This window comes from Arthrobacter sp. 9MFCol3.1, from assembly GCF_000620385.1.
Taxonomy (GTDB): Bacteria; Actinomycetota; Actinomycetes; order Actinomycetales; family Micrococcaceae; genus Arthrobacter.
The window spans coordinates 373,911-393,901 of record NZ_KK211131.1 but is presented as its reverse complement, the minus strand read 5'-3'; the positions used below and the strand labels follow the sequence as shown (position 1 = coordinate 393,901).

General features: G+C 70.1%; 17 protein-coding genes. 10 read left to right on the top strand and 7 right to left on the bottom strand.

What is annotated here, in order from left to right; all coding sequences use genetic code 11:
• Positions 1-61 precede the first annotated feature (61 nt).
• From hutH to C560_RS0119185, 3 genes are all read left to right on the top strand, one after another.
• A complete protein-coding gene (hutH, locus tag C560_RS0119195; RefSeq protein WP_026539424.1) occupies positions 62-1,654 on the top strand; it encodes a histidine ammonia-lyase in 1,593 nt (530 codons plus the stop codon).
• Between the two features lie 152 nt (positions 1,655-1,806).
• Positions 1,807-2,043: a hypothetical protein gene (locus tag C560_RS0119190; protein WP_018774814.1), complete on the top strand. Its 237-nt coding sequence runs from the start codon at positions 1,807-1,809 to the stop codon at positions 2,041-2,043.
• A 112-nt stretch (positions 2,044-2,155) separates the two neighbouring features.
• The gene (locus C560_RS0119185) at positions 2,156-3,460 is read left to right on the top strand and encodes a cation:proton antiporter (protein ID WP_026539423.1); all 1,305 of its coding nucleotides are present in this window, start codon (positions 2,156-2,158) and stop codon (positions 3,458-3,460) included.
• A gap of 31 nt (positions 3,461-3,491) precedes the next feature.
• Here the strand turns inward: C560_RS0119185 and hutG are convergent, their stop codons facing one another.
• Positions 3,492-4,451, bottom strand: coding sequence for a formimidoylglutamase (gene hutG / locus C560_RS0119180; RefSeq protein WP_026539422.1), 960 nt, complete (start codon positions 4,449-4,451; stop codon positions 3,492-3,494).
• A gap of 109 nt (positions 4,452-4,560) precedes the next feature.
• Positions 4,561-6,003 (bottom strand): NCS2 family permease, encoded by a 1,443-nt coding sequence (locus C560_RS0119175; RefSeq protein WP_018774811.1) that lies wholly within the window; start codon positions 6,001-6,003, stop codon positions 4,561-4,563.
• 121 nt (positions 6,004-6,124) lie between these two features.
• On the opposite strand from C560_RS0119175, the gene C560_RS0119170 reads away from it, so the two are divergent.
• Entirely contained in the window at positions 6,125-6,718 is a 594-nt protein-coding gene (locus C560_RS0119170; RefSeq protein ID WP_026539421.1) for a copper resistance CopC family protein, read from the top strand.
• Between the two features lie 40 nt (positions 6,719-6,758).
• Here C560_RS0119170 and C560_RS0119165 read toward each other — a convergent pair whose 3' ends face one another.
• Complete coding sequence (locus tag C560_RS0119165; protein ID WP_043423421.1) at positions 6,759-7,388, bottom strand: FAD-binding protein; 630 nt, start codon at positions 7,386-7,388, stop codon at positions 6,759-6,761.
• 472 nt (positions 7,389-7,860) lie between these two features.
• Between C560_RS0119165 and C560_RS0119160 the strand changes: the two genes are divergently transcribed.
• The 6 genes from C560_RS0119160 to C560_RS0119135 all read left to right on the top strand — a co-directional run bounded on the left by C560_RS0119160 (position 7,861) and on the right by C560_RS0119135 (position 15,812).
• Positions 7,861-8,898, top strand: coding sequence for a universal stress protein (locus C560_RS0119160; RefSeq protein ID WP_018775998.1), 1,038 nt, complete (start codon positions 7,861-7,863; stop codon positions 8,896-8,898).
• A gap of 43 nt (positions 8,899-8,941) precedes the next feature.
• Positions 8,942-11,692: a PEP/pyruvate-binding domain-containing protein gene (locus C560_RS0119155; protein WP_026539419.1), complete on the top strand. Its 2,751-nt coding sequence runs from the start codon at positions 8,942-8,944 to the stop codon at positions 11,690-11,692.
• Between the two features lie 85 nt (positions 11,693-11,777).
• Complete coding sequence (locus C560_RS0119150; RefSeq protein ID WP_026539418.1) at positions 11,778-12,575, top strand: hypothetical protein; 798 nt, start codon at positions 11,778-11,780, stop codon at positions 12,573-12,575.
• Positions 12,576-12,684: 109 nt separating this feature from the next.
• The gene (locus C560_RS0119145) at positions 12,685-13,773 is read left to right on the top strand and encodes a LolA family protein (protein ID WP_026539417.1); all 1,089 of its coding nucleotides are present in this window, start codon (positions 12,685-12,687) and stop codon (positions 13,771-13,773) included.
• 40 nt (positions 13,774-13,813) lie between these two features.
• Positions 13,814-14,902 (top strand): ABC transporter ATP-binding protein, encoded by a 1,089-nt coding sequence (locus C560_RS0119140; protein ID WP_026539416.1) that lies wholly within the window; start codon positions 13,814-13,816, stop codon positions 14,900-14,902.
• Between the two features lie 97 nt (positions 14,903-14,999).
• Positions 15,000-15,812, top strand: a complete 813-nt coding sequence (locus C560_RS0119135) for an ABC transporter permease (protein WP_051533294.1) — start codon at positions 15,000-15,002, stop codon at positions 15,810-15,812.
• Between the two features lie 64 nt (positions 15,813-15,876).
• Here the strand turns inward: C560_RS0119135 and C560_RS0119130 are convergent, their stop codons facing one another.
• The 4 genes from C560_RS0119130 to C560_RS0119115 form a co-directional block, all read right to left on the bottom strand.
• Entirely contained in the window at positions 15,877-17,352 is a 1,476-nt protein-coding gene (locus C560_RS0119130; RefSeq protein ID WP_026539414.1) for a C40 family peptidase, read from the bottom strand.
• A gap of 193 nt (positions 17,353-17,545) precedes the next feature.
• On the bottom strand, positions 17,546-18,466 hold the full coding sequence (locus C560_RS0119125; RefSeq protein ID WP_026539413.1) for a cation diffusion facilitator family transporter: 921 nt from the start codon (positions 18,464-18,466) through the stop codon (positions 17,546-17,548).
• Positions 18,467-18,476: 10 nt separating this feature from the next.
• Complete coding sequence (locus tag C560_RS0119120; protein WP_026539412.1) at positions 18,477-18,938, bottom strand: metallopeptidase family protein; 462 nt, start codon at positions 18,936-18,938, stop codon at positions 18,477-18,479.
• Between the two features lie 9 nt (positions 18,939-18,947).
• Positions 18,948-19,928: a DMT family transporter gene (locus C560_RS0119115; RefSeq protein ID WP_018775989.1), complete on the bottom strand. Its 981-nt coding sequence runs from the start codon at positions 19,926-19,928 to the stop codon at positions 18,948-18,950.
• Positions 19,929-19,991 lie beyond the last annotated feature (63 nt).

Genomic DNA, 19,991 nt, shown 5'->3' with positions numbered 1-19,991 from the left:
CTGCCGTTTTGAGCCACTAAAAGGGCAGCTACGGAGCAGTCGATGAGATTGAAGGAACACCATGACTGTCACAACCCACGAACCGCTCACCGTCACCCTCGGCTCCAGCGGTGTCACCCCCGAGGACGTCGTCGCCGTCGCCCGCCATGACGCCCACGTCACCATTTCCCAGGACGCCCTGGACGCCGTCGCCAAGGTCCGCGCCCACATCGACGACCTCGCCCACAGCGAGGTCCCGGCCTACGGGATCTCCACGGGCTTCGGGGCGCTGGCCAACCGGCACATCCCGGGCGAGCTGCGCACCCAGCTGCAGAAATCCCTGATCCGCAGCCACGCCGCCGGCATGGGCCCGGCCGTGGAACGCGAAGTGGTCCGCGGCATCATGTTCCTGCGCGCCAAGACCCTCGCCTCCGGCCGCACCGGCGTCCGCCCGGTGGTGCTGCAGACCATGGTGGACGTGCTCAACGCCGGCATCACCCCAGTGGTCCGCGAATTCGGCTCGCTCGGCTGCTCCGGCGACCTCGCGCCGCTGTCCCACTGCGCCCTGGTCCTGATGGGCGAAGGCGAAGCCACGGGCCCCGACGGCGTGACGTACGGCGGGCGGGACGAGGAACCTGTCGCCGCACTCCTCGCCGCGCACGGCATCGAACCCGTCACGCTGGCCGAAAAGGAGGGCCTGGCCCTCGTCAACGGCACCGAGGGCATGCTCGGCATGCTGCTGATGGCCATCGCGGACATCCGCCAGCTGCTCACGACGGCGGACATCACCGCCGCGCTCAGCGTCGAGGCGCTGCTCGGCACGGACCAGGTGTTCCTGCCGGAGCTTCATGCTGCGCTGCGCCCGCACCCGGGCCAGGCCGCCGCCGCGGACAACATGCTCCGCGTGCTGTCCAACTCCCCGATCGTGGCCTCGCACCGGATCAACGACACCAAGGTCCAGGACGCCTACTCGCTGCGCTGCGCCCCCCAGGTGGCCGGCGCCGTCCGCGACACCGTGGACCATGCCGCCCTGGTCGCCTCCCGCGAACTGGCCGCCGCGATCGACAACCCGGTGGTCCTGCCCGACGGCCGGGTCAGCTCCAACGGCAACTTCCACGGCGCCCCGGTGGCCTACGTGCTGGACTTCCTCGCGATCGCCGTCGCGGACCTGAGCTCCATCGCCGAGCGCCGGACCGACCGGATGCTGGACCCGGCCCGTTCGCACGGGCTGCCCGCCTTCCTGGCCTCGGACCCCGGCGTCGACTCGGGCCTCATGATCGCCCAGTACACGCAGGCCGGCCTGGTTTCGGACAACAAGCGGCTGGCCGTCCCGGCGTCGGTGGACTCGATCCCGAGCTCGGCGATGCAGGAGGACCACGTCTCGATGGGCTGGCACGCGGCCCGCAAGCTCCGCCGCGCGGTGGAGAACCTGCGCCGGGTCCTGGCGATCGAACTGGTGACCTCGGCCCGGGCACTGGACATCCGCACCCAGCTCTCCGGCGGCGAACTCACGCCGGGACCTGCGGGCGCGGCCGTGATCGCCGCGCTGCGCGACGTCGTCGACGGTCCGGGCACCGACAGGTTCCTGTCGCCGGAGCTCGAAGCGGCGGATGCCCTGGTGGCGTCGGGCAGGGTCCGGGCGGCGGCCGAATCGGCCGTCGGAAATCTAGCCTGAGAAGAAACAAAATGCACGGCGGCTGAACAATTCCCGGCGTCCCCGAAATCTTTGGCGACACGGACGGCGGGGGCCCGGGAACTGTAGTACAAATGGAGAGTCCACACCAACGAAGTTGTGGCAAAGAACACATACAAAGGGGTAAAAGTTCTATGAAAGCACGCGGCACGGTACTGTCCAGGCGCCTTGCATCCGCAGCTACGGTTTCCGACTGGAGCGGCCTCCGGGTCGGCGAACGAGTCGAAATTGTCAAGCACGCACAGGTCATTGCGGCCGGTGAGGTCGAAGAAGTCTCAGTGAGCGGAAATGTGCTCTGGCTGGTCCCCGCCGGGCCGTCCGAGACGCAGCTTTTCCTGCAGTCCGACGGCGTGCAGGTCCGCCGCAGCTAGGCTGACCGTTTTCACGCCGCACACGAGTATCTTGGTGAGAGGGGCGCCGTTCCGCAGGGACGGCGCCCCTCTTCATCCCCGGGCACCGGGGCCCCGGCGGGAGGAATAAGCAATGTTCGAGGCTCCCAGCATCGTCTTTGCGGCGGCAGGCATTGCCGTCTTTGCCGCCGCACTCTTACCCAAGCTGCTGCGCAACGCGCCGCTGTCCATGCCGATGGTCTTCCTGGCAGCCGGCATGCTTGCCTTTTCCTTCATCCCCGGACTGCCGGACCCGGACCCCCTGCAATACGGGGAGTTCACCACCCACCTGACGGAAGTTTGCGTCATCATCTCCTTGATGGGCGCCGGCCTCGCACTCGACCGTCCCGTAGGACGACGCGAATGGTCCACCACCTGGCGGATGTTGGGGATCGCCATGCCGGTCTGCATTGTTGCCCTGACACTGCTGGGACTCTGGGCGCTGGGGCTGGGGCTCGGAGCGGCGCTGCTGGTCGCAGCCGCGCTCGCCCCGACCGACCCGGTGCTGGCCTCTGAGGTGCAGGTGGGCGAGCCAGCCGACGACGAGCAAGAAACCGAGCGCGGCGAAGACGAGATCCGTTTCGGGCTCACCTCCGAGGCAGGGTTGAATGACGGGCTGGCCTTCCCGTTTGTCTATCTGGCCATCGCCATCAGCCTGTTCGGTTCTGCGCCGTCCGAGTGGTTGCTGCCCTGGTTCCTCACGGATGTCCTGTGGCGGATCGGCATGGGGCTGGTCGTCGGCTGGCTGGCAGGGAAAGCATTGAGCCGGCTGTTCTTCTCCGCCCGTGACAGCGTCCGGCTGTCCAACCACTCGGAGGGCTTCGTGGCGCTGGCGGCGACGTTCCTCGCATACGGGGTGACGGAAATGCTGGAAGGCTACGGGTTCATCGCCGTCTTTGTCTGCGCCGTGACCATTCGGGCCGCTGAACGCACGCATGGGTTTCACCGCGTGATGCACTCCTACGTGGAGCAGCTCGAACGTCTCATGACCGTGATCATCCTGGTGCTGCTGGGCGGCGCGATTGCGCGGGGCCTGCTGGCAGGCATTGGCTGGGCCGAGGTCCTCGTGGCGCTGGCGTTCCTGCTGCTCATCCGTCCGCTGGCCGGCTGGATAGGCCTGGCCCGGGGTAAGACCGGCCCGCGGGAACGGATCGCCATTGCCTTTTTTGGCATCCGCGGCATCGGTTCGCTCTACTATCTCGCCTACGCGCTCAGCAAGGGCGACTTCAACGCCCAGGCCGAGGAATTGTGGGCGTTCATCGGCCTGGTGGTGGGAATGTCCATCGTGCTGCACGGGGCGACGACCGCTCCCGTCATGAACCGGCTGGACCGGCTCCGCGAACGGAAGGCTGCGCAGCAGCATGGCGACGAGGGTAAGGCGCCGAAAACGCCTATCTGAGGCGGCAGCGTGCCTTGCCCGCCACCGCCACCTATCCCAGCAGCGTATTGACCAGCCGGGCGGCCACTTTGGCGGTGCGGCCGTCGATATCGAACTCCGGGTTCAGCTCGGCGATATCCAGATGCAGGAGCTTGCCGCTCGCGGCCACCTGACGGCACACGGCGCTGATCACCGGCAGCGGCACACCAAAGGCCGCAGGCGCGCTCACCCCGGGGGCCACAGAGGCCGGCAGCACGTCCAGATCGATGGTCAGGTACAGCGCGTCCACCTGGGCCAGGAAGGCCGCCACAAACGCCTGCGCGGCGTCCGCCGAGCAGTCCTCGTCGAGCAGGTAGTCCACGCCGAGCTCCTCTGCCGTCCGGAACAGCGTACGGGTGTTGTTCGGCTCGGAGATCCCGACGACGGCGTAGCGCAGTTCGCGGCCGGAGGCGGCTTCCGCGCGGGCCATCTGGAGGAACGGCGTGCCGGAGCTGGGCACCGGCTCATCGCGGAGGTCGAAGTGCGCGTCGAGGTTCAGCACGCCGACGCTCAGGCCCTCGCGCACGGCCGCCGACCCCGCCACGCCGAGATAGCTGGCAAAGGCGGTCTCGTGGCCGCCGCCCAGCACCACGGGAAGCCGGCCGGCGTCGAGCAGCCTGGTGATCGCGAGCCCGGCACGTGCCTGCCCCGCCTCCAGCGCGTCCCCGGCCACGGTGACGTCACCGGCGTCGTGCACGGCCCGCGTCAGGTGGAACGCGAGCGGCCCGAGCGCGGCCCGGATGGCGGCGGGGGCGGCCGCGGCGCCGGTCCGGCCCTTGTTGCGCCGCACTCCGGCGTCGCTGCCGAAGCCGAGGATGACGGCGGAGCGGGCAGCGGGGGAACCTGCCGGAACCGTGCGGGGAGCGTAGGGGGTCACCGCCTGCCACCAGCGCCGGTGCTCGTCGCCGTCGCCGTCGAACCGTCCGGTCCAGGGCTGGGGCGGGACATCAACGGGGAGCGTGGGAGAAACCATGCCCCTAGCTCACCTCAGCCCGGGCCGGAAAACCAGCGGCGCCGCCGTCGGACTGTCCGGAATCCCGGAAACTGGGCTTAAACGCCCGGCGGGACCGGGAGGAACTGCGTTAGTGGATCCCGAGGGCGGCCTCGATCGGGCCGATCGCGAAGAAGAGCAGGAACGCGGCGGCCACGGCCCACATGAGCGGGTGCACCTCGCGGGCCCGGCCCTGGAACAGCCGGATCAGCACGAAGCTGATGAAGCCGGCGCCCAGGCCGTTGGCGATCGAGTAGGTGAACGGCATGAGGGTGAAGGTCAGGAAGGCCGGGATCGCGATGCCCCAGTCCTGCCAGTCGATCTTGCCCACCTGGGAGACCATCATGAAGCCGACGATCACCAGCGCGGGGGCCACGGCCTCGAACGGCACGAGGTTGATCAGCGGGGTGAAGAACATGGCCACGAGGAACAGCAGGCCGGTGACGACGGATGCCAGGCCGGTGCGTGCGCCTTCGCCGATGCCGGCACCGGATTCGACGTAGATCTGGTTCGAGGAGACGGAGGCGCCGCCGCCGATGATCGCGCCCAGGGCGTCGACCTGCAGCACGCGGTCGACGTTCGGGATGTTGCCGTCCTTGTCGATGGTGCCGGCCTCGGTGGCCAGGCCCACCATCGTGCCCATGGCATCGAAGAAGATGCTGAGCAGGATCACGAACGCCAGCAGGGTTGCCGCGACGAAGCCGAGGTGCTCAAAGGCGCCAAAGGGGTTGGCCTTGCCGATCAGGGACAGGTCCGGAGCCGCCCACTCGGAGAACGTCGGGGCCACGAGGGACCAGCCCTGCGGGTTGTGGTTCTTGCCGTCAAAGCTGGGCCCGATGTGCAGGATGGATTCCAGGATCACGGACAGGACGGTCGAGGCGACGATGCCGATCAGGATGGCGCCCTTGACCTTGCGGACCACCAGCGCGATGGTCAGGACCAGGCCGAAGACGAACACGAACGTGGGCCAGCCCAGGAGTTTGCCGTCAAAGCCCAGTCCGACCGGGACGGTGGTGCCGGCGACATCCGGGATGCGGCGCACGAAGCCCGCGTTGACGAGGCCGATCAGGGCGATGAACAGACCGATGCCCACCACGATCGCGGTCTTCAGCCCCTCGGGAACGGCCTTGAACACAGCCGTCCGGAAGCCGGTGAGGACCAGGATCAGCATAGTGATGCCCGAGAGCACCACCAGGCCCATCATGTCCGGCCAGGTCAGGCCGGGGTTCGTGGCCACCGTGACGGCGACGAACGCGTTGACGCCGAGCCCGGTGGCCAGGGCGAAGGGATGCTTGGCCCACGCGCCCATGAGGATGGTGAGGATGCCGGCCACGAAGGCCGTGACGGCAGCGACGGCGGGGAAGCCGAGCGTTGCGCCCGTGGAATCAGGCCCGGAGAGGATGAGGGGATTCAGCACCACGATGTAGCTCATGGCGAAGAACGTGGCGAACCCTCCGCGGATCTCGCGCGAGACGTTCGACCCCCGCTCGGATATCTTGAAATACCGGTCGAGTGCGGAGCCTTGCTTGAGCATTAGGTCTTGCATTAGTCCTCCGGGAGTGATGTGTGTTGCCTAAATCCTATTTGGCGTCCAACGGCCAACCCTGCGTTTTCGCCTAGTCTGTAAGGAAGCCAACACTAGGAGTAGCCTGCCCATGCGCCGTATCCGCCAGCTTCGCAGTGCCCTGCTGGGCGCCGTCGTCCTCGTGGCAGTCCTGCTCGGAGCAGTGAGCCCGGCGTCGGCGCACGACACTGCGGAGTCCACCAGCCCGGCCGCCGGAGCAACCGTCGCGGCACCGCCGGAGCAGGTCTCGGTCACGTTCAACCATAATCCGCTCGCCCTGGGCTCGCAGATCCTGGTCAACGACGCCACTGGCGCCAACTGGTCGGACGGCCCGGTGCAGATCGTGGACAACGTCGCCGCGCAGAAGCTGAAGTCCGGCGCCCCCGCGGGGCAATACACCGTGCACTGGCGGGTGGCCAGTTCCGACGGCCACCCGATCGAGGGCAGCTTCACCTTCACCGCGACGGCGGCGGCAGCAGGCACGACGGCGGCTGCCGGCGTCCCCACGATGGGCACCGCCCAGCCGGGCACCACACCGGCGCCCGCCCCTGCGCCGGCCGGGTCGCAGCAGTTTCCCTGGAGCGTCATGGTCTTCGTCGCCGTCGGGGTCGGCATCCTGGTGGCCCTGGGCCTGATGGCCAAACGCCGCCTCACACCGGACGAGGGCAGCGACACCGAAGGCTGAACCAACCCAACGCGCCCCTGGCAGCGCGACCAAAGTGCGCCTAGGCGGGGGCCGCCAGGGCAAAGCCGCCAGGCAGCAGGGCGGGGATCCCGTTCGGGTGGACCTTGGCGGAGATCGCCTGTCCCACCACTTTGGCCTGGCGCAGGACTTCCTTGGGCGTCGGGGTAATGAGCTCGCCCACGCCCACGAGGTACATTCCGAGGGCATGCATCGCCGCCATGAGGTTCTGCCCGGCCGCCATGCCAAGCTCCGAGAGCATGCGGCGCAGCTGGCTGTGGGCGCAGCGGGTCAGGACAAGGTGGTCGGCCAGCAGGACCCCGCCGGGGGTCTGGACGGCCCACTTCTCCGTGGCTGAGCCGTCCGTGCCGGCCTCGAGGAGGTCCAGCTGCAGGGCCCGGATGTTGTTCCGCACGTCGAGCTTGTGGCTTGCGGCGTAGTTGCGCAGGTGCCGCAGGATTTCGTTGCGCTCCCGCAGGCTGGCGGCGTCCGCCGCGTCGCAGCGCTGGAGCGAGGAGGTGTTGGCCGGATGGCCGGCTCCCAGGAGGTCGAGCCCGTCCACAATGATGGACGAGACACCCCGGCGCTGGAGCTCGCTGGCCACGGCCAGGCCGGAGAGCCCCGTCCCGATGACTACGGCGGTGGTCCGCTCAATCCCGCCGTACAAAGGCATGCTCGACACTGCAGGGTACCTCCTTGAAATGGTGCGAGTCGCGGGGAAAACCCCGGACGCCAACCCAGTCCTGGCCCCACAGCCCCAGCGGCTGCTTTCTGGAATACCAGTCTCGGTTCGGCAGTGCCTCGAAGGATACCTAAGATTCCCGCCCGTGGATAGAGGAGGTAGGACATCGGCTGTGGTCCCGGATTTCGGCGGTTTCCGTGCCCGGATCCAATGGAAACCGTCCCAAAGTCCCGGGAATCCGGGCCATGAAACGGCGTGTTAACTCTGCGTAAATCCTTCCGCCAAGGCCCGCCGGGGACGCCCCCGCCGCCGTCTTGAATGTTCGCAAATAACCGAGAATAGTGAGGAAAATCAGGGGTTCCTGTACGCGGATTCCGGGTCGCCTCGCCGGTGGACGCCGGGCGGCAGTACTTCTGGCAGAATAGCCGCAACATCAGGCAAGAATCGCGAGGAGGCGGACCCCATGGGCCGTGAACAGGTGCATCCGGACCCGGCATGGGAGACCGGAGGCGAGCCGGCGCCGCCCCGCGGAATCGTCGTGGGAGTGGACGGCTCGGACCACAGCCACTGCGCCCTAGTCTGGGCAGCCCGCGAGGCTGAGCGCCGCCGCCGCCCGCTGCACATCGTGACCGCCTATTCCGTTCCGATCTTCGCCGCTTCCGGGCTCGACGGCGGCTACGCCACGGTGGACGACTCCGTCATCCGCGAGGGCGCCGAAGCCATCCTCAAGCACGCCATGGACAAGGTCGCGTTCTACAACATCGACGTCGACGCGTCCGTCGAAAACGGGGACGCGTCCGGCGTGCTGCTGGAAATGAGCGAAACCGCCGAGCTTCTGGTCTTCGGCACCCGCGGCCGGGGTGGCTTCGTGGGCCGGCTGCTCGGCTCCGTCAGCAGCGCGCTGCCCGCCCACTCGAAGTGCCCCACCGTGACTGTGCCGCTGATCTGCTCGGACCGCCTGGGCGAAACCACAGAGGACAAGCACGTCCTCGCCGAACGGGCAAAGTCGGGCAGCCAGCCGGTCGAGAACGTCGTGGTCGTCGGCGTCGACGGCTCCGAGCAGGCCCGCGTCGCCGTGTTGGAGGCAGCAGCCCAGGCGGAGCGGCTCTCCGCCCGGCTTCGCGTGGTGTGCGCGGTGCCGCAGTACACCGGCTCGCTGGCCTGGGTGCCCACCCCGATGGACCGCGACGCCCTGTTCGCCGACATCAAGGTCCAGCTCGACGCCGGCGTGGCCTGGCTCCGGAGCCACTTCCCCGCCCTGCAGGTGGAGACGCAGCTCGTGGACGGTTCGCCCGTCGACATCCTCGTCGATGCCAGCCGGCACGTGGAGCTTGTGGTGGTCGGCACCCGCGGACGCGGCGGTTTCACCGGAATGCTGCTGGGCTCCACGTCGGACGGCGTCCTCCACCACGCCAAGGGGCCGGTCATGGTGGTGCCGGACCGTGACGACCCGCGGCTGGCGGACAGGGCCAGCTTCGGCCCGATGCTCGGCGACTCTTAGGATCCCGAGTCCACGGGCCCGGCGTCGAAAGGACGGATTGCGGATGGAGCACCCCGGGACGCCGGACCCTGCCGAGGGCGGGCCGGTCCTGGCCTTGGAACGCCTTGGCCCGGACATGCTGGCTACGGTCGGCGGCAAGGCGGCCAACCTGGGTGAACTGGCACGAGCCGGCCTTCCGGTGCCCGCCGGCTTCTGCCTGACCACCCGGGCCTATCTGGAGGCCACGGCCTCCCCGGCGCTGGCGGAGGTGCACCGCGCCCTCGCCGCAACAGCCCCCGATGACCTGGCGGGGCTGGCTTCGCTGGCCGCGGAGGCCCGCGCGCTGGTGCTCGACGCCGGTGTGCCCGCCGGCATCGACGCCGCCGTCCGCGCCGCCTATGCGGCGCTGGGCGCTGATACGGCCGTTGCGGTGCGGTCCTCGGCGACCGCCGAAGACCTGCCGTTCGCCAGTTTCGCCGGCCAGCAGGACACATTCCTGAACGTGGTGGGCGCGGATGCCGTGCTGGCTGCCGTCCGCCGGTGCTGGGCCTCGCTGTGGACAGACCGCGCGGTGACCTACCGTGCGGTGCAGGGGATCGAGCCCTCCGCGGTGTCCCTCGCCGTGGTGGTCCAGCGCATGGTGGACGCGGCAGTGGCCGGAGTGCTGTTCACGGCCAATCCCGTGACCGGCCGGCGGCACGAGGCCGTCATCGACGCCAGCCCGGGGCTGGGGGAGGCCGTGGTGTCCGGGGCGGTGAACCCTGACCACTTCGTGATCGACGGCGCCACCGGACGGATTCTCGAGCGGCGAATTGGGGACAAGGGCCTGCTCATCCGGCCCCTGCCCGGCGGCGGCACCGAGCGGGTGGCGCAACCGGACGCAGGGTTGGCGCCCAGCCTTGACGATGCCCAACTGGCCGCCCTGGAGCTCCTGGGCCGCCGCGCGGAGGTGCGCTTCGGCTCGCCGCAGGACCTCGAATGGGCCATCGGCCAGGACGGTGCCGTATGGCTTACGCAGTCCAGGCCCATCACCACGCTCTATCCGATGCCGGACCGGCGTCCCTCCGGGCCAACCCCGCGCGTGTATTTGTGCTTCAGCCTGGCCCAGGGACTCACCCGGCCCCTCACGCCGATGGGCCTCGCCAGCATCCGGCTGATTGCGTCCTCGGTTGCGGGGGCGGCGCATTTCCCGGTGCCGGTGCCCCGTGACGGGCCCGCGCCCTACACGGAAGCCGGTCAGCGCATTTTCTTCGATCTCACGCCGGTGGTCCGGAGCCAGTCCGGGCGCGCGATCGTCCCCCGCGTGTTTGACGTCATGGAGGCGCGCTCGGCCACCGTGATGCGCAACCTTTTCGCCGATCCCAGGTTCTCCGTGACCACAAAAACCCCGTGGCGGCTCCTGCGCCACGTCGCCCCGGTGGCGGCCCGGGCGAAAGTCCCGGAGACCCTGATCCGCGGCCTCATCCGGCCCGAGGCGGCACTGCGCCGGGCAGACCGTGTGGGCGAGCAGCTCCGCGCCGCACTCGCGGTGCCCGCCGGCGCCACCGCCACGCAGCGCCTGGACCACGTCGAGCGGATCCTCGGCCAGCATGTCTTTCCCGTGGTTCCCGCGATCCTGCCGCTGCCCGCCCTGGGGTTCGCCTTGCTGGCCGCGGCCGGAAAACTCGCCGGGAACCCGGGGAACGGGGCCTTGCAGGAAGTCCTGCGGGGGCTGCCCAACAACGTGACCACCGAAATGGACCTGGATCTGTGGTCGCTGGCTACTGCCATCCGCAACGACCCGGCGTCGGCGGCGGTGTTCGGCGACGCCGCATTGCCCGAGATAGCCCGGCGTTACCGGGCGGCGGACCTTCCCGGCGTCGTGCAATCCGGGCTGCGGGACTTCCTGGGCCGGTACGGCCACCGCGCCGTGGCGGAGATCGACGTCGGCATGCCCCGCTGGTCTGATGACCCGACCCACATCCTGGGGGTCCTGGCCAACTATCTGCGCATGGATGATCCTGCGCTCGCCCCGGACCGGCAGTTCGGCAAGGCGGCCCGCGAGGCGGAGGCACAGGTAGGTCGGCTTGTGGCCGCCGCTGGGCAGCGCAGCCGCCTTCGCGGTGCACTCGTGCGGGCCGCGCTGCGGCGGACCCGGATGTTCGCCGGGCTGCGTGAGCTGCCCAAGTACCACCTCGTGGAAGCGCTCGGCGCCGTCCGGCAGGAGTTGGCGACGGTCGGGGCCGAACTCGCCGCGGCCGGGGCCATCGATGCGGCGGACGATATCTTCTTCGTCGACCTGACCGACGCGCACCGGGGGCTCGGCGGCGCCGCGCTGCAGGGGCTTGTGGCCCAGCGACGGGAAGCGTACGCGGCTGAACTGGGCCGCCGGCACATTCCCCGTGTGCTGCTCTCGGACGGCACCGAGCCCGAGGCGGTGCAGACCGGTGCTGCCCAGGCCGGTGCAGTGCGAACCGCCGCCGGCGGATGGGGGCCGGCGGGTTCCGACGGCGGCGCGGGGCGGCTCTCCGGCACGCCGGCCTCGGCCGGCACCATCACGGCCAGGGCCCGCGTGATCCTCGACCCCCACGGCGCGCACCTGGAACCCGGCGAGATCCTCGTGGCGCCGTCCACCGATCCGGGCTGGACGCCGTTGTTCCTGACGGCCGGCGGCCTCGTGATGGAAATGGGCGGGCCCAACTCCCACGGCGCCGTCGTCGCGCGGGAATACGGGATCCCCGCGGTGGTGGGGGTCCCCGACGCGACAGCGAGGATCACCACGGGCCACAGCATTACGGTCGACGGCGCCGCCGGCACCGTGACGCCGGCCAACTAGCGCCGGGCAGCCCGCGGCGGCCGCCGCCGGCGGCGGCACCGTGACGCCGGCACCATGCGGCCGGCCGGCTCGCTACAGTGGGCCCATGAGCGAAGAGCGCGGTTCCGAGGGCCGGGAGCCCGGGACCGCCGGAATGCCCGCTGCGGGCACCCCGGCGCCTGATACCGGGCCGCCCGAAATCCCCGCGCCCGGAGCCCCCGCGCCCGCGGCTGCCCCGGACGAAACCCCCGCGCCCGCGGACCAGGACGCGTGGCTGCCGGACTGGTTCGTGGGGCGTCCGCTCACGGCCGGCTGGGCGTGGGCGGGGTTCTGGGCGGTCCTGATAGTGGCCGATGAATTCCTGGATCTGGCCGGCTGGTCCTGGTATGTGCTGGTTGGCCTGGCCGCCCTGCCGACGCTGCTGGCAAGCATCGCGCTTCTGCACGCCACCCCGCGCCGCTACCTGAAGCCGCGCCGGGACTCGGTCCTGGGGCATTTCTTCGTCCGCTTCCTGGCCCTGATCGCCGCCTTCCTTGTGTGGGGCGTGTCCGTGGTCATGAGCGCCTCCATTTCGACCACCCTTCAGTCACTCGTCGGGGCGTCCGAACGCGAGGTCACCGCGGTGGGCTTCAACCTCCTGCTGGCCGCGATCCCGCTGGTGGTCTCCGTTCTGTGGCTGGCTTTCATCATTCGCTGCGCCTGGTTTCTGCGGCGGCTCCGGGGCTGGAAACAGACGCCGGAACCTGGCGCCGTGCCCAAGAAGTTCCTGCGGGACAGGCCCCGGCTGAGGCGGGTAGTGGTGGGCCTGGCCCATCCCGGCCTGCTGCTCGTGGCGGGCCTTGGCACGTCCGTGCTCGCGTTCCTGCTGGGCGCGGTGGAACTGACCATTAATGTGCTGAAGTAGGAGGACCGTGCTGCCGGGGCCAGGCGTACTGTTGACCTATGAGCTGCACTGAAGCGCGCATTCCCCAGGCGCGGATAGTTGGAACATCTCTTTCCGGGGCGCGGTTACGATGACGCCCAAATGGCTGCGCTGGCTGCCCGCCGTCGCCGTTCCGGCCGTTATTGCCGCCGGCGCGCTGGCCGGATCCGTGCCCGCCAGCGCCGGGGACCCCCTGCCGCCCAAGACGCCGGAGCAGGTGCTGCAGTTGATCGCCCAGCACCGCGAGCCTGCCCTCTCCGGAACCCTGGAACAGTCCTCTGAGCTCGGGCTTCCCGAGCTGCCCAAGACCGGTGCCGGCTCGGACGCGTCAGGGACGGCATGGCTCGAGCTGCTGACAGGTCCGCACACCGCGCGGATATATCGCGACGGCCCGGACAACGCCCGCATCCAGGTGATGGACCGGCTGGCCGAACGCAACGCCATCCGTCACGGCAACGATGTGTGGTTCTACAACTCCAAGGACAACACGGCCGCCCACGCCCAGCTCCCGGCCGACGACGCCGGTGACACCGGCCGTCACAGCGCCGGCAGCGACATCACCGCCACCCCCGACCAGCTCGCCGCGATGCTTCTGGCCAAGATCGAACCGGGCACGGACGTGGCGGTGGGCGCCGATGTCCAGGTAGCCGGCCGGGCCGCCTACAACCTGGTGCTCACACCGAAGTCCGATGCGACGCTGGTCGGGTCCATCGCAGTAGCTGTTGACGGCCAGACCGGGCTGCCGCTGGGTGTCGAGATCAAGGCGCGCGGACAGTCGGATCCCGCCTTCCGCGTCGCCTACACCAGCCTGACCCTCGGGGCCCCCGACGCGTCGGTCTTCGCGTTCACTCCGCCGCCGGGCGCCACGGTCGAGGAGATTCCGGTAAAGGAGCACAAGCACGGCAACGACGCCGGGAACGCGACGGCCCCGGCGGCCAAGGACAGCACCCGCAAACCGGCCGTTACCGGCTCCGGCTGGGACTCGGTTGTTGAGTTCCCGGCGGGAACGGCCGGACCGGCGTCGGACGCCACGGCCCTGCTTGAACAGGCCACCGTTCCGGTCCAGGGCGGCCGGCTCTTGTCCACCGCGCTGGTGAACGTGATGGTGCTCGACGACGGCCGGGTCGTTGCCGGCTCCGTGCCACTGGAGCGGCTCCAGGCCGCTGCCGCACAGAAGTGATGACGGGCGCGGTATCCGGTGACTGCCCGGTGACGGCCGCGTGAGGGCCGCCGGGCCGGCGGCCGACCTGAGCATTGAGACCAGGGGCCTGACCAAACGGTTCGGCCAGCAGATGGCTGTCGACGGCGTCGACCTGGCCGTGCCGAAAGGCGCGGTCTTTGGTTTCCTGGGCCCGAATGGCTCGGGGAAGACCACCACCATCAGGCTCCTGCTCGGCCTGGCCACGGCCACCGGGGGCTCCATGCGCGTGCTGGGCGAGGAGATGCCCGGGAAACTGAACGTCGTGCTGCCCCGGGTCGGGGCGTTGGTGGAAGGACCGGCGTTCTATCCGTTCCTCTCCGGCGCGGCCAATCTGCGCCGCATGGACGCCGCGGACCCGTATGGTTCGGCCGCGACGCGGCGTGCCCGGGTCCAGTCAGCCCTGGAACGGGTGGGCTTGACACACGCCGCGGACAAACAGGTCCGGGCCTATTCACTGGGGATGAAGCAGCGGCTGGGGATCGCCAACGCCCTGCTCGCCCCGCGGGAGCTGCTGGTGCTGGACGAGCCCACCAACGGGCTGGATCCCCAGGGCACCCGTGAAGTGCGGAGCCTGGTGCGATCGCTCGCGGCCGACGGCGCCACGGTGTTCGTCTCCAGCCACCTGCTGGCCGAGGTTGAGCAGATCTGCACCCATGCGGCCATCATGAGCGCTGGCCGGCTTGTGGCGCAGGGAACCCTGGCGGAACTGCGCGGGGCGGGCCAGGCAAGGATCCGCGTGCTGACCCCGGATCCGGGGACCGCGGCGCAGGTGCTGGCCGGCCTGGGCCTGACCGCGACCCTGGGCGCCGACGGCCGTACTTCCGGCGGCGATGGTTCCGGTGCCGCCGGCTCCGGGACGGACGCGGCCCTGTTCGCGTCGCTGCCTGCGGCCCCGGCTGTGGCTCCGGCTGCGGCTCCGCCAGGGGCGGCCGCCCGGGAAGACGGAGGCTCGGCCCGCACCGTGGAGCGGGCGGCCGTGCAGCCGGAAGCTGTGGTGGCCGCCCTGGTGGCGGCGGGGGTCCGGGTCCGCGGCTTCGCGACCGAGCAGGCCAGCCTCGAGGACCGCTTTGTGGCACTAACGGGGGAGGGGTTCGACGTTGTCCAGTAACAGCTCATCCATAGGCGATCCGGCCGCCGGCCCAGCACTTGCCCCGGCGGCGGGCCGCGACGGCGGGGCAGGCGCCCCTTCGTCCCGGCGCGGGTCCCTGACCGGCGGACTGCTGGCGTCCGAGCTCGGGGTGCTGTTCCGCCGCCGCAGGACGTGGGCCATGTTGTGCGCGCTGGCGGCCATCCCGATCCTGATCGCGGTGGCGGTGCGGGTCTCCTCGGCCGTGCCGCCGGGCCGCGGGCCGGCCTTCCTGGACCGGATCGCCCAGAACGGCCTGTTCGTGGGCGTCACGGCCATGGTGGTCTCGGTTCCGCTGTTCCTGCCCCTCACCGTCGGCGTCGTGGCCGGAGATACGATCGCCGGCGAGGCCGGGCAGGGAACCCTGCGGTACCTGCTGGTGGCTCCCGCCGGGCGGATCCGCCTGCTGATCATCAAGTATGCCGGGGCGGCCGTGTTCGTGGTCGTTGCCCCGCTCGTGGTGGCCCTGACCGGGGCCGGAATCGGTGCGGCGCTCTTCCCCGTGGGGCCGGTGACTTTGCTTTCCGGCGACACGATCGGCACGGGCGAGGCCATGGTCCGGCTCCTGCTGATTGCCGCCTATCTGGCGGTTTCGCTGCTGGGGTTGTCGGCGATCGGGCTGTTCATCTCCACCCTTACCGATGTTCCGGTGGGGGCCATGGCGGCCACCGTGGTGCTCTCGGTTGTCGCGCAGGTCCTGGACGCGCTGCCGCAGCTCGAGTGGCTGCATCCCTGGCTTTTCAGCCACTACTGGCTGGACTTTGGCGATCTCCTCCGGCAGCCGGTTTCCTGGGATTCCTTTGCCGCCAATGCCCTCCTCCAGGGCGGCTACGTCGCCGTCTTTGGCGCGCTGGCTTACGGCAGGTTCATCACCAAGGACGTGCTCTCCTAGCCGCCAGAGAGGCCGTAACGGAACCCAAGGAACGGCGCCCCGGAACGGGTCTCAGTGGCGGGTCTCAGTAGCGGGCCGCGTAGCCGTACAGCTGCATCCCGGACATGGCGGCAACATCGGTCACGGTAATGCCGGCGTCGGGGTTCAGTGCCTGGACCACGCGGCCGCCGCCGAGGTAGATCGCCACGTGGTAGAAGCCCGGTGCCGAACCCCAGACGAGCAAATCGCCGGGACGCGCCTGGGAGAGCGGGACATGGACGGGGGCCTGGGCGAACTGCTGGGAGGCCGTGCGGGGCAGGTACTTGCCGGCCGCGGCGAACGCATTCTGCACCAGGCCCGAGCAGTCAAACCCACGGGTCCCGGTTCCGCCGTACTGGTAGAAGAACGGCGATCCGGTCTTGCCGAGCGCCACCGAAATCGCGGTCTGGTTTGACCCGCCGGAAATCGGCGCCGGAACCGGAACGGGTACGGGCGCAGGAACTGGCGCCGGAACGGGCGCAGGAACGGGTACAGGAACGGGCGCCGGAACTGGCGCCGGAACGGGTGCCGGGACCGGGGCGGGTGCCGGCGCGGACGCGGGTGCCGGAACGGGGGCGGGCGCTGCGGCGGGAGCCGGCGCGGACGCGGGAGCCGGAGCGGCCGGCTGCCCTGCGGCCGAATCGTCCCGTCCCGGTGCTGCCGGGGCAGGCTGCGAATCCGTGCCGGGCTGCGGCGCGGGGCCGGCCGCCGCGGTCAATGCTGCGAGCCGAGCCTGCTGGCGCTGGCGGTCCAGGGCGTCTACCCGGGCCGATTCCAGCGCCGCGGTGGTGTTTCTCAGGCTTGCCAGCTGGTCCACGAGCGCGCTGCGCTGCGCTTTGGCATCGGCCACGACCTGGCGCTGGGCGGTCGCGGCGCGGTCGGCGTCGGCCTTGCGGTCCTCGGCGGTCGCGGCGGCCTCGTCGGCGGCGCGGTTGGCGTCCGCTGCGGCCTCGGTCAGGGACTGCGCGGCAGTGGCCGCGTTTTCCGCGGACTCGAAGGCCCGCGCACGTCCCGCCGTTACAGCCTCCAGCGTGGCGGCATCCTCCAGGGCCCGCCCGGAGCCACTGACAAAGCTGCCGAGGGCCGGGTTCAGGCCGCCGTTGCGGTACAGGTCGCCGGCCAGCTGGCCAACCTGTTTGCGGGCCTTGGCCTGTTCCGTCCCGGCGGCGGCAGCCCGGGCGGCCGCCACAGCCGCCGCGTCACGGCGTGTGGCCAGTTCCACGAGGGCCTCGCCGTACGCGTTGTTTGCTTGCAGGGATGCGGCCAGGGACGTTTCCTGGCCGGCCGACGCGTCGGCCAGCAGCCCGTCGATCCTGGTGACCTCTGCCGCCGTCGAGCTCGCATTGGACTTGGCGGCAGCGATTTCTTCCGGTGAGGGGATCTCGGGCGAGGCCGGAACCCGGCCGGCAGCCGCCGGCGCGGAAATCGGCGGTGCGGCCTGGGCGGGGAGCGCGAGCGTTCCAAGGAGGACGACGGCGGTGCAGAGCACAGCCGTCTTGCGGCCGGATCCGGTCCAACTCATGGGCAAACCTCGCGAAGTTTCAGGCTGGAATGAGCGAGGTCGGATTTTGGCGCGTGCAAGCCCCTCTGCGGATCACCCAGCAGGCATGAGGCTACGTGCCAAAGGTCACTTTGGCAACACGAGTCACATCAATAACATAAACAACACTGGTGTCATTTGGCCACGTCCGCGGCGGGTGTGTCCCGCCGCCGGATCAAGCGTGCTGGTGGGCCTCGTGCTCCGAATGCGTGGCGGGCTCGAGCTGGAACGTGCAGTGTTCGGTGTCGAAGTGGGAGCCCAGGCAGCTGGTGAGCTTGTCCAGGACCCGGTCGGCGCCCCTGGCACCGAGCGCCGCGTCCTCCACCACCACGTGGGCGGAGAAGACGGGCACGCCGGAGGTAATCGTCCAGATGTGGATGTCATGGACGGACACCACTCCGTCCACTGCGAGGATGTGCTCGCGGATCATCTGGACGTCCACACCCTTGGGCGTGGCCTCGAGGAGCACGTCCACGACGTCGCGCAGCAGGTGCCAGGCCCGGGGCAGGATCATGAGGGCGATGAGGATCGAGGCGATGGTGTCGGCCGCCTGGAACCCGGTGACCATGATGACCACCGCCGCCGCGATCACGGCGAAGGAGCCCAGCAGATCCCCCAGGACTTCGAGGTAGGCGCCGCGGACGTTCAGGCTGTCCTTCTGGGCGCCGCGCAGGATCAGCAGGGAAACGAGGTTGGCGACGGCGCCGAGGACCGCCGCGCCGAGCATGATGTCGGTGTGGACCTCGGGGGTGGCGCCGAGCCTGCGGATGGCCTCGGTGAAGATGACCACCGAGATGACAATCAGGACCAGGGCGTTTGCCAGCGCCGCCAAAACCTCGGCGCGCTGGTAACCGTAGGTGCGCAGATCGCTGGCGGGCCGGGTGGCGATCCACGCGGCCAGCAGGGCGATGAAGACGCCGGCGGCGTCCGAGAGCATGTGCCCGGCATCGGCGAGCAGGGCCAGGGATCCGGAGACCACGGCGCCGATCGTCTGCACGAGCACCACGGCGAGCGTGATGGCCAGGACGGCGACCAGGCGCTTGCGGTGCTTCCCTGTGGCGGTAACGCCGTGCGTGTGGCTGTGGTCGTGTCCCATGCCTACAAGGCTATCCCCAGCCGAGCTCGTGCAGGCGCGCGTCGCTGATGCCGAAGTGGTGGGCGATCTCGTGCACCACGGTGACGGTGACTTCCTCGATCACGTCCTCGCGGGAGGCGCAGATGTCCAGGATGGGCTGGCGGAAGATGGTGATTCGGTCCGGCAGCGAACCGGCGTCCCACCAGGAGTCCCGTTCGGTCAGGGGGACGCCCTCGTAGAGCCCCAGCAGCACGGTGTCCGGGTCCTCCCCGGGCTGCGGGGTGTAGTCGTCCTCGATGAAGATCGCGACATTGCTCATGGTCCTTGCAAGATCGGGCGGGATCCGGTCCAGGGCATCACTCACGGCGGCCTCGAAATCGGCCTCGGACATCGGGAAGGGGCCGCCAGCCTGGCCGTCACCATTGTCACCGCCGTCACCGCCGTCCCTGCCGTTCGGATCGATCGGCAGGCCGGGCGGCAGGGAGGAGGGCATAGGCAAACTCTAGCGGGACCGGCGCCGGGTCAGCCCCACGCCCACGAGGCAGATCGCGCCGCCCACCAGGCCCCAGATGGTCGGAATCTCGCCCAGGACCAGCCAGGAGATCAGGATTGTGGTGCCCGGGACCAGGTAGGTGGTGGCGGCGAGGCGTCCCGCATCAATCATCGAGAGCGCGTAGGCCCAGGTGGTGAACGCGATCGCGGTGGGGAAGATGCCCAGATAGACCAGGCCCAGCGTGGCCGGCAGGGGAGCGGCCTGCAGCTCGGTGATCAACTGGCCGCTGAAGGGCAGGCAGCAGAGGGCGCCCACCATGATGCCGAACCAGGTGGCCTGGGCGGCCGGGAACTTGCGGAGTACCGGCTTCTGGACGATCACGCTCACCGCGGCCAGCGCGGCCGCGAGCAGGCAGAGCAGCACGCCGGCCACATCCGCCGTCGACCGCTGGCCGGAACCAAGCGCGATCACGGCCACGCCGCCGAACGCGATCAGGCTGCCGATGATGAGCCAGCGCGGAAACCCTTCTTTCAGGATCACGCCGGCCATGACGGCGACCAGGATGGGGTTGACGTTGATCAGCAGGGCGGCTGTGCCGGCGTCGAGCATGTGTTCGGCGGCGTTCAGGGCCACGTTGTAGCCTCCGAACCACATGACGCCGTAGGCCAGGATGGGCCACCACTCGCGGCCCCGGGGCAGGCCCCTGAGCTTGGGTACCACCAGCAGGCCCAGCACGACGGCGGCAACCGCCAGCCGGCCGAGCGTCAGGGAGCCGGGGGAGAAGCTCGGGCCCACGGCGCGGATGCCCACGAACGCGGAGGCCCACAGGACCACGGTGACGACGACGGCGGCGATGCCGAGTCTGCTGATCGTGCCCGGCTGCCCGGAAGGGGGCGGCGCAGGTTGCGGGGCGGGTGCGGGGGCAGCGTGCGGAGACCCTTCGTGGGGGCCTGCGGACGGAGTGGGGCCGGATGCGGCGGTTGTTGCCATGCTGTCAATCTAGCCGTTCCCGCCGCCGCCCGGCTGGCGGGAATCGGTCACGTCTAGTCGAGA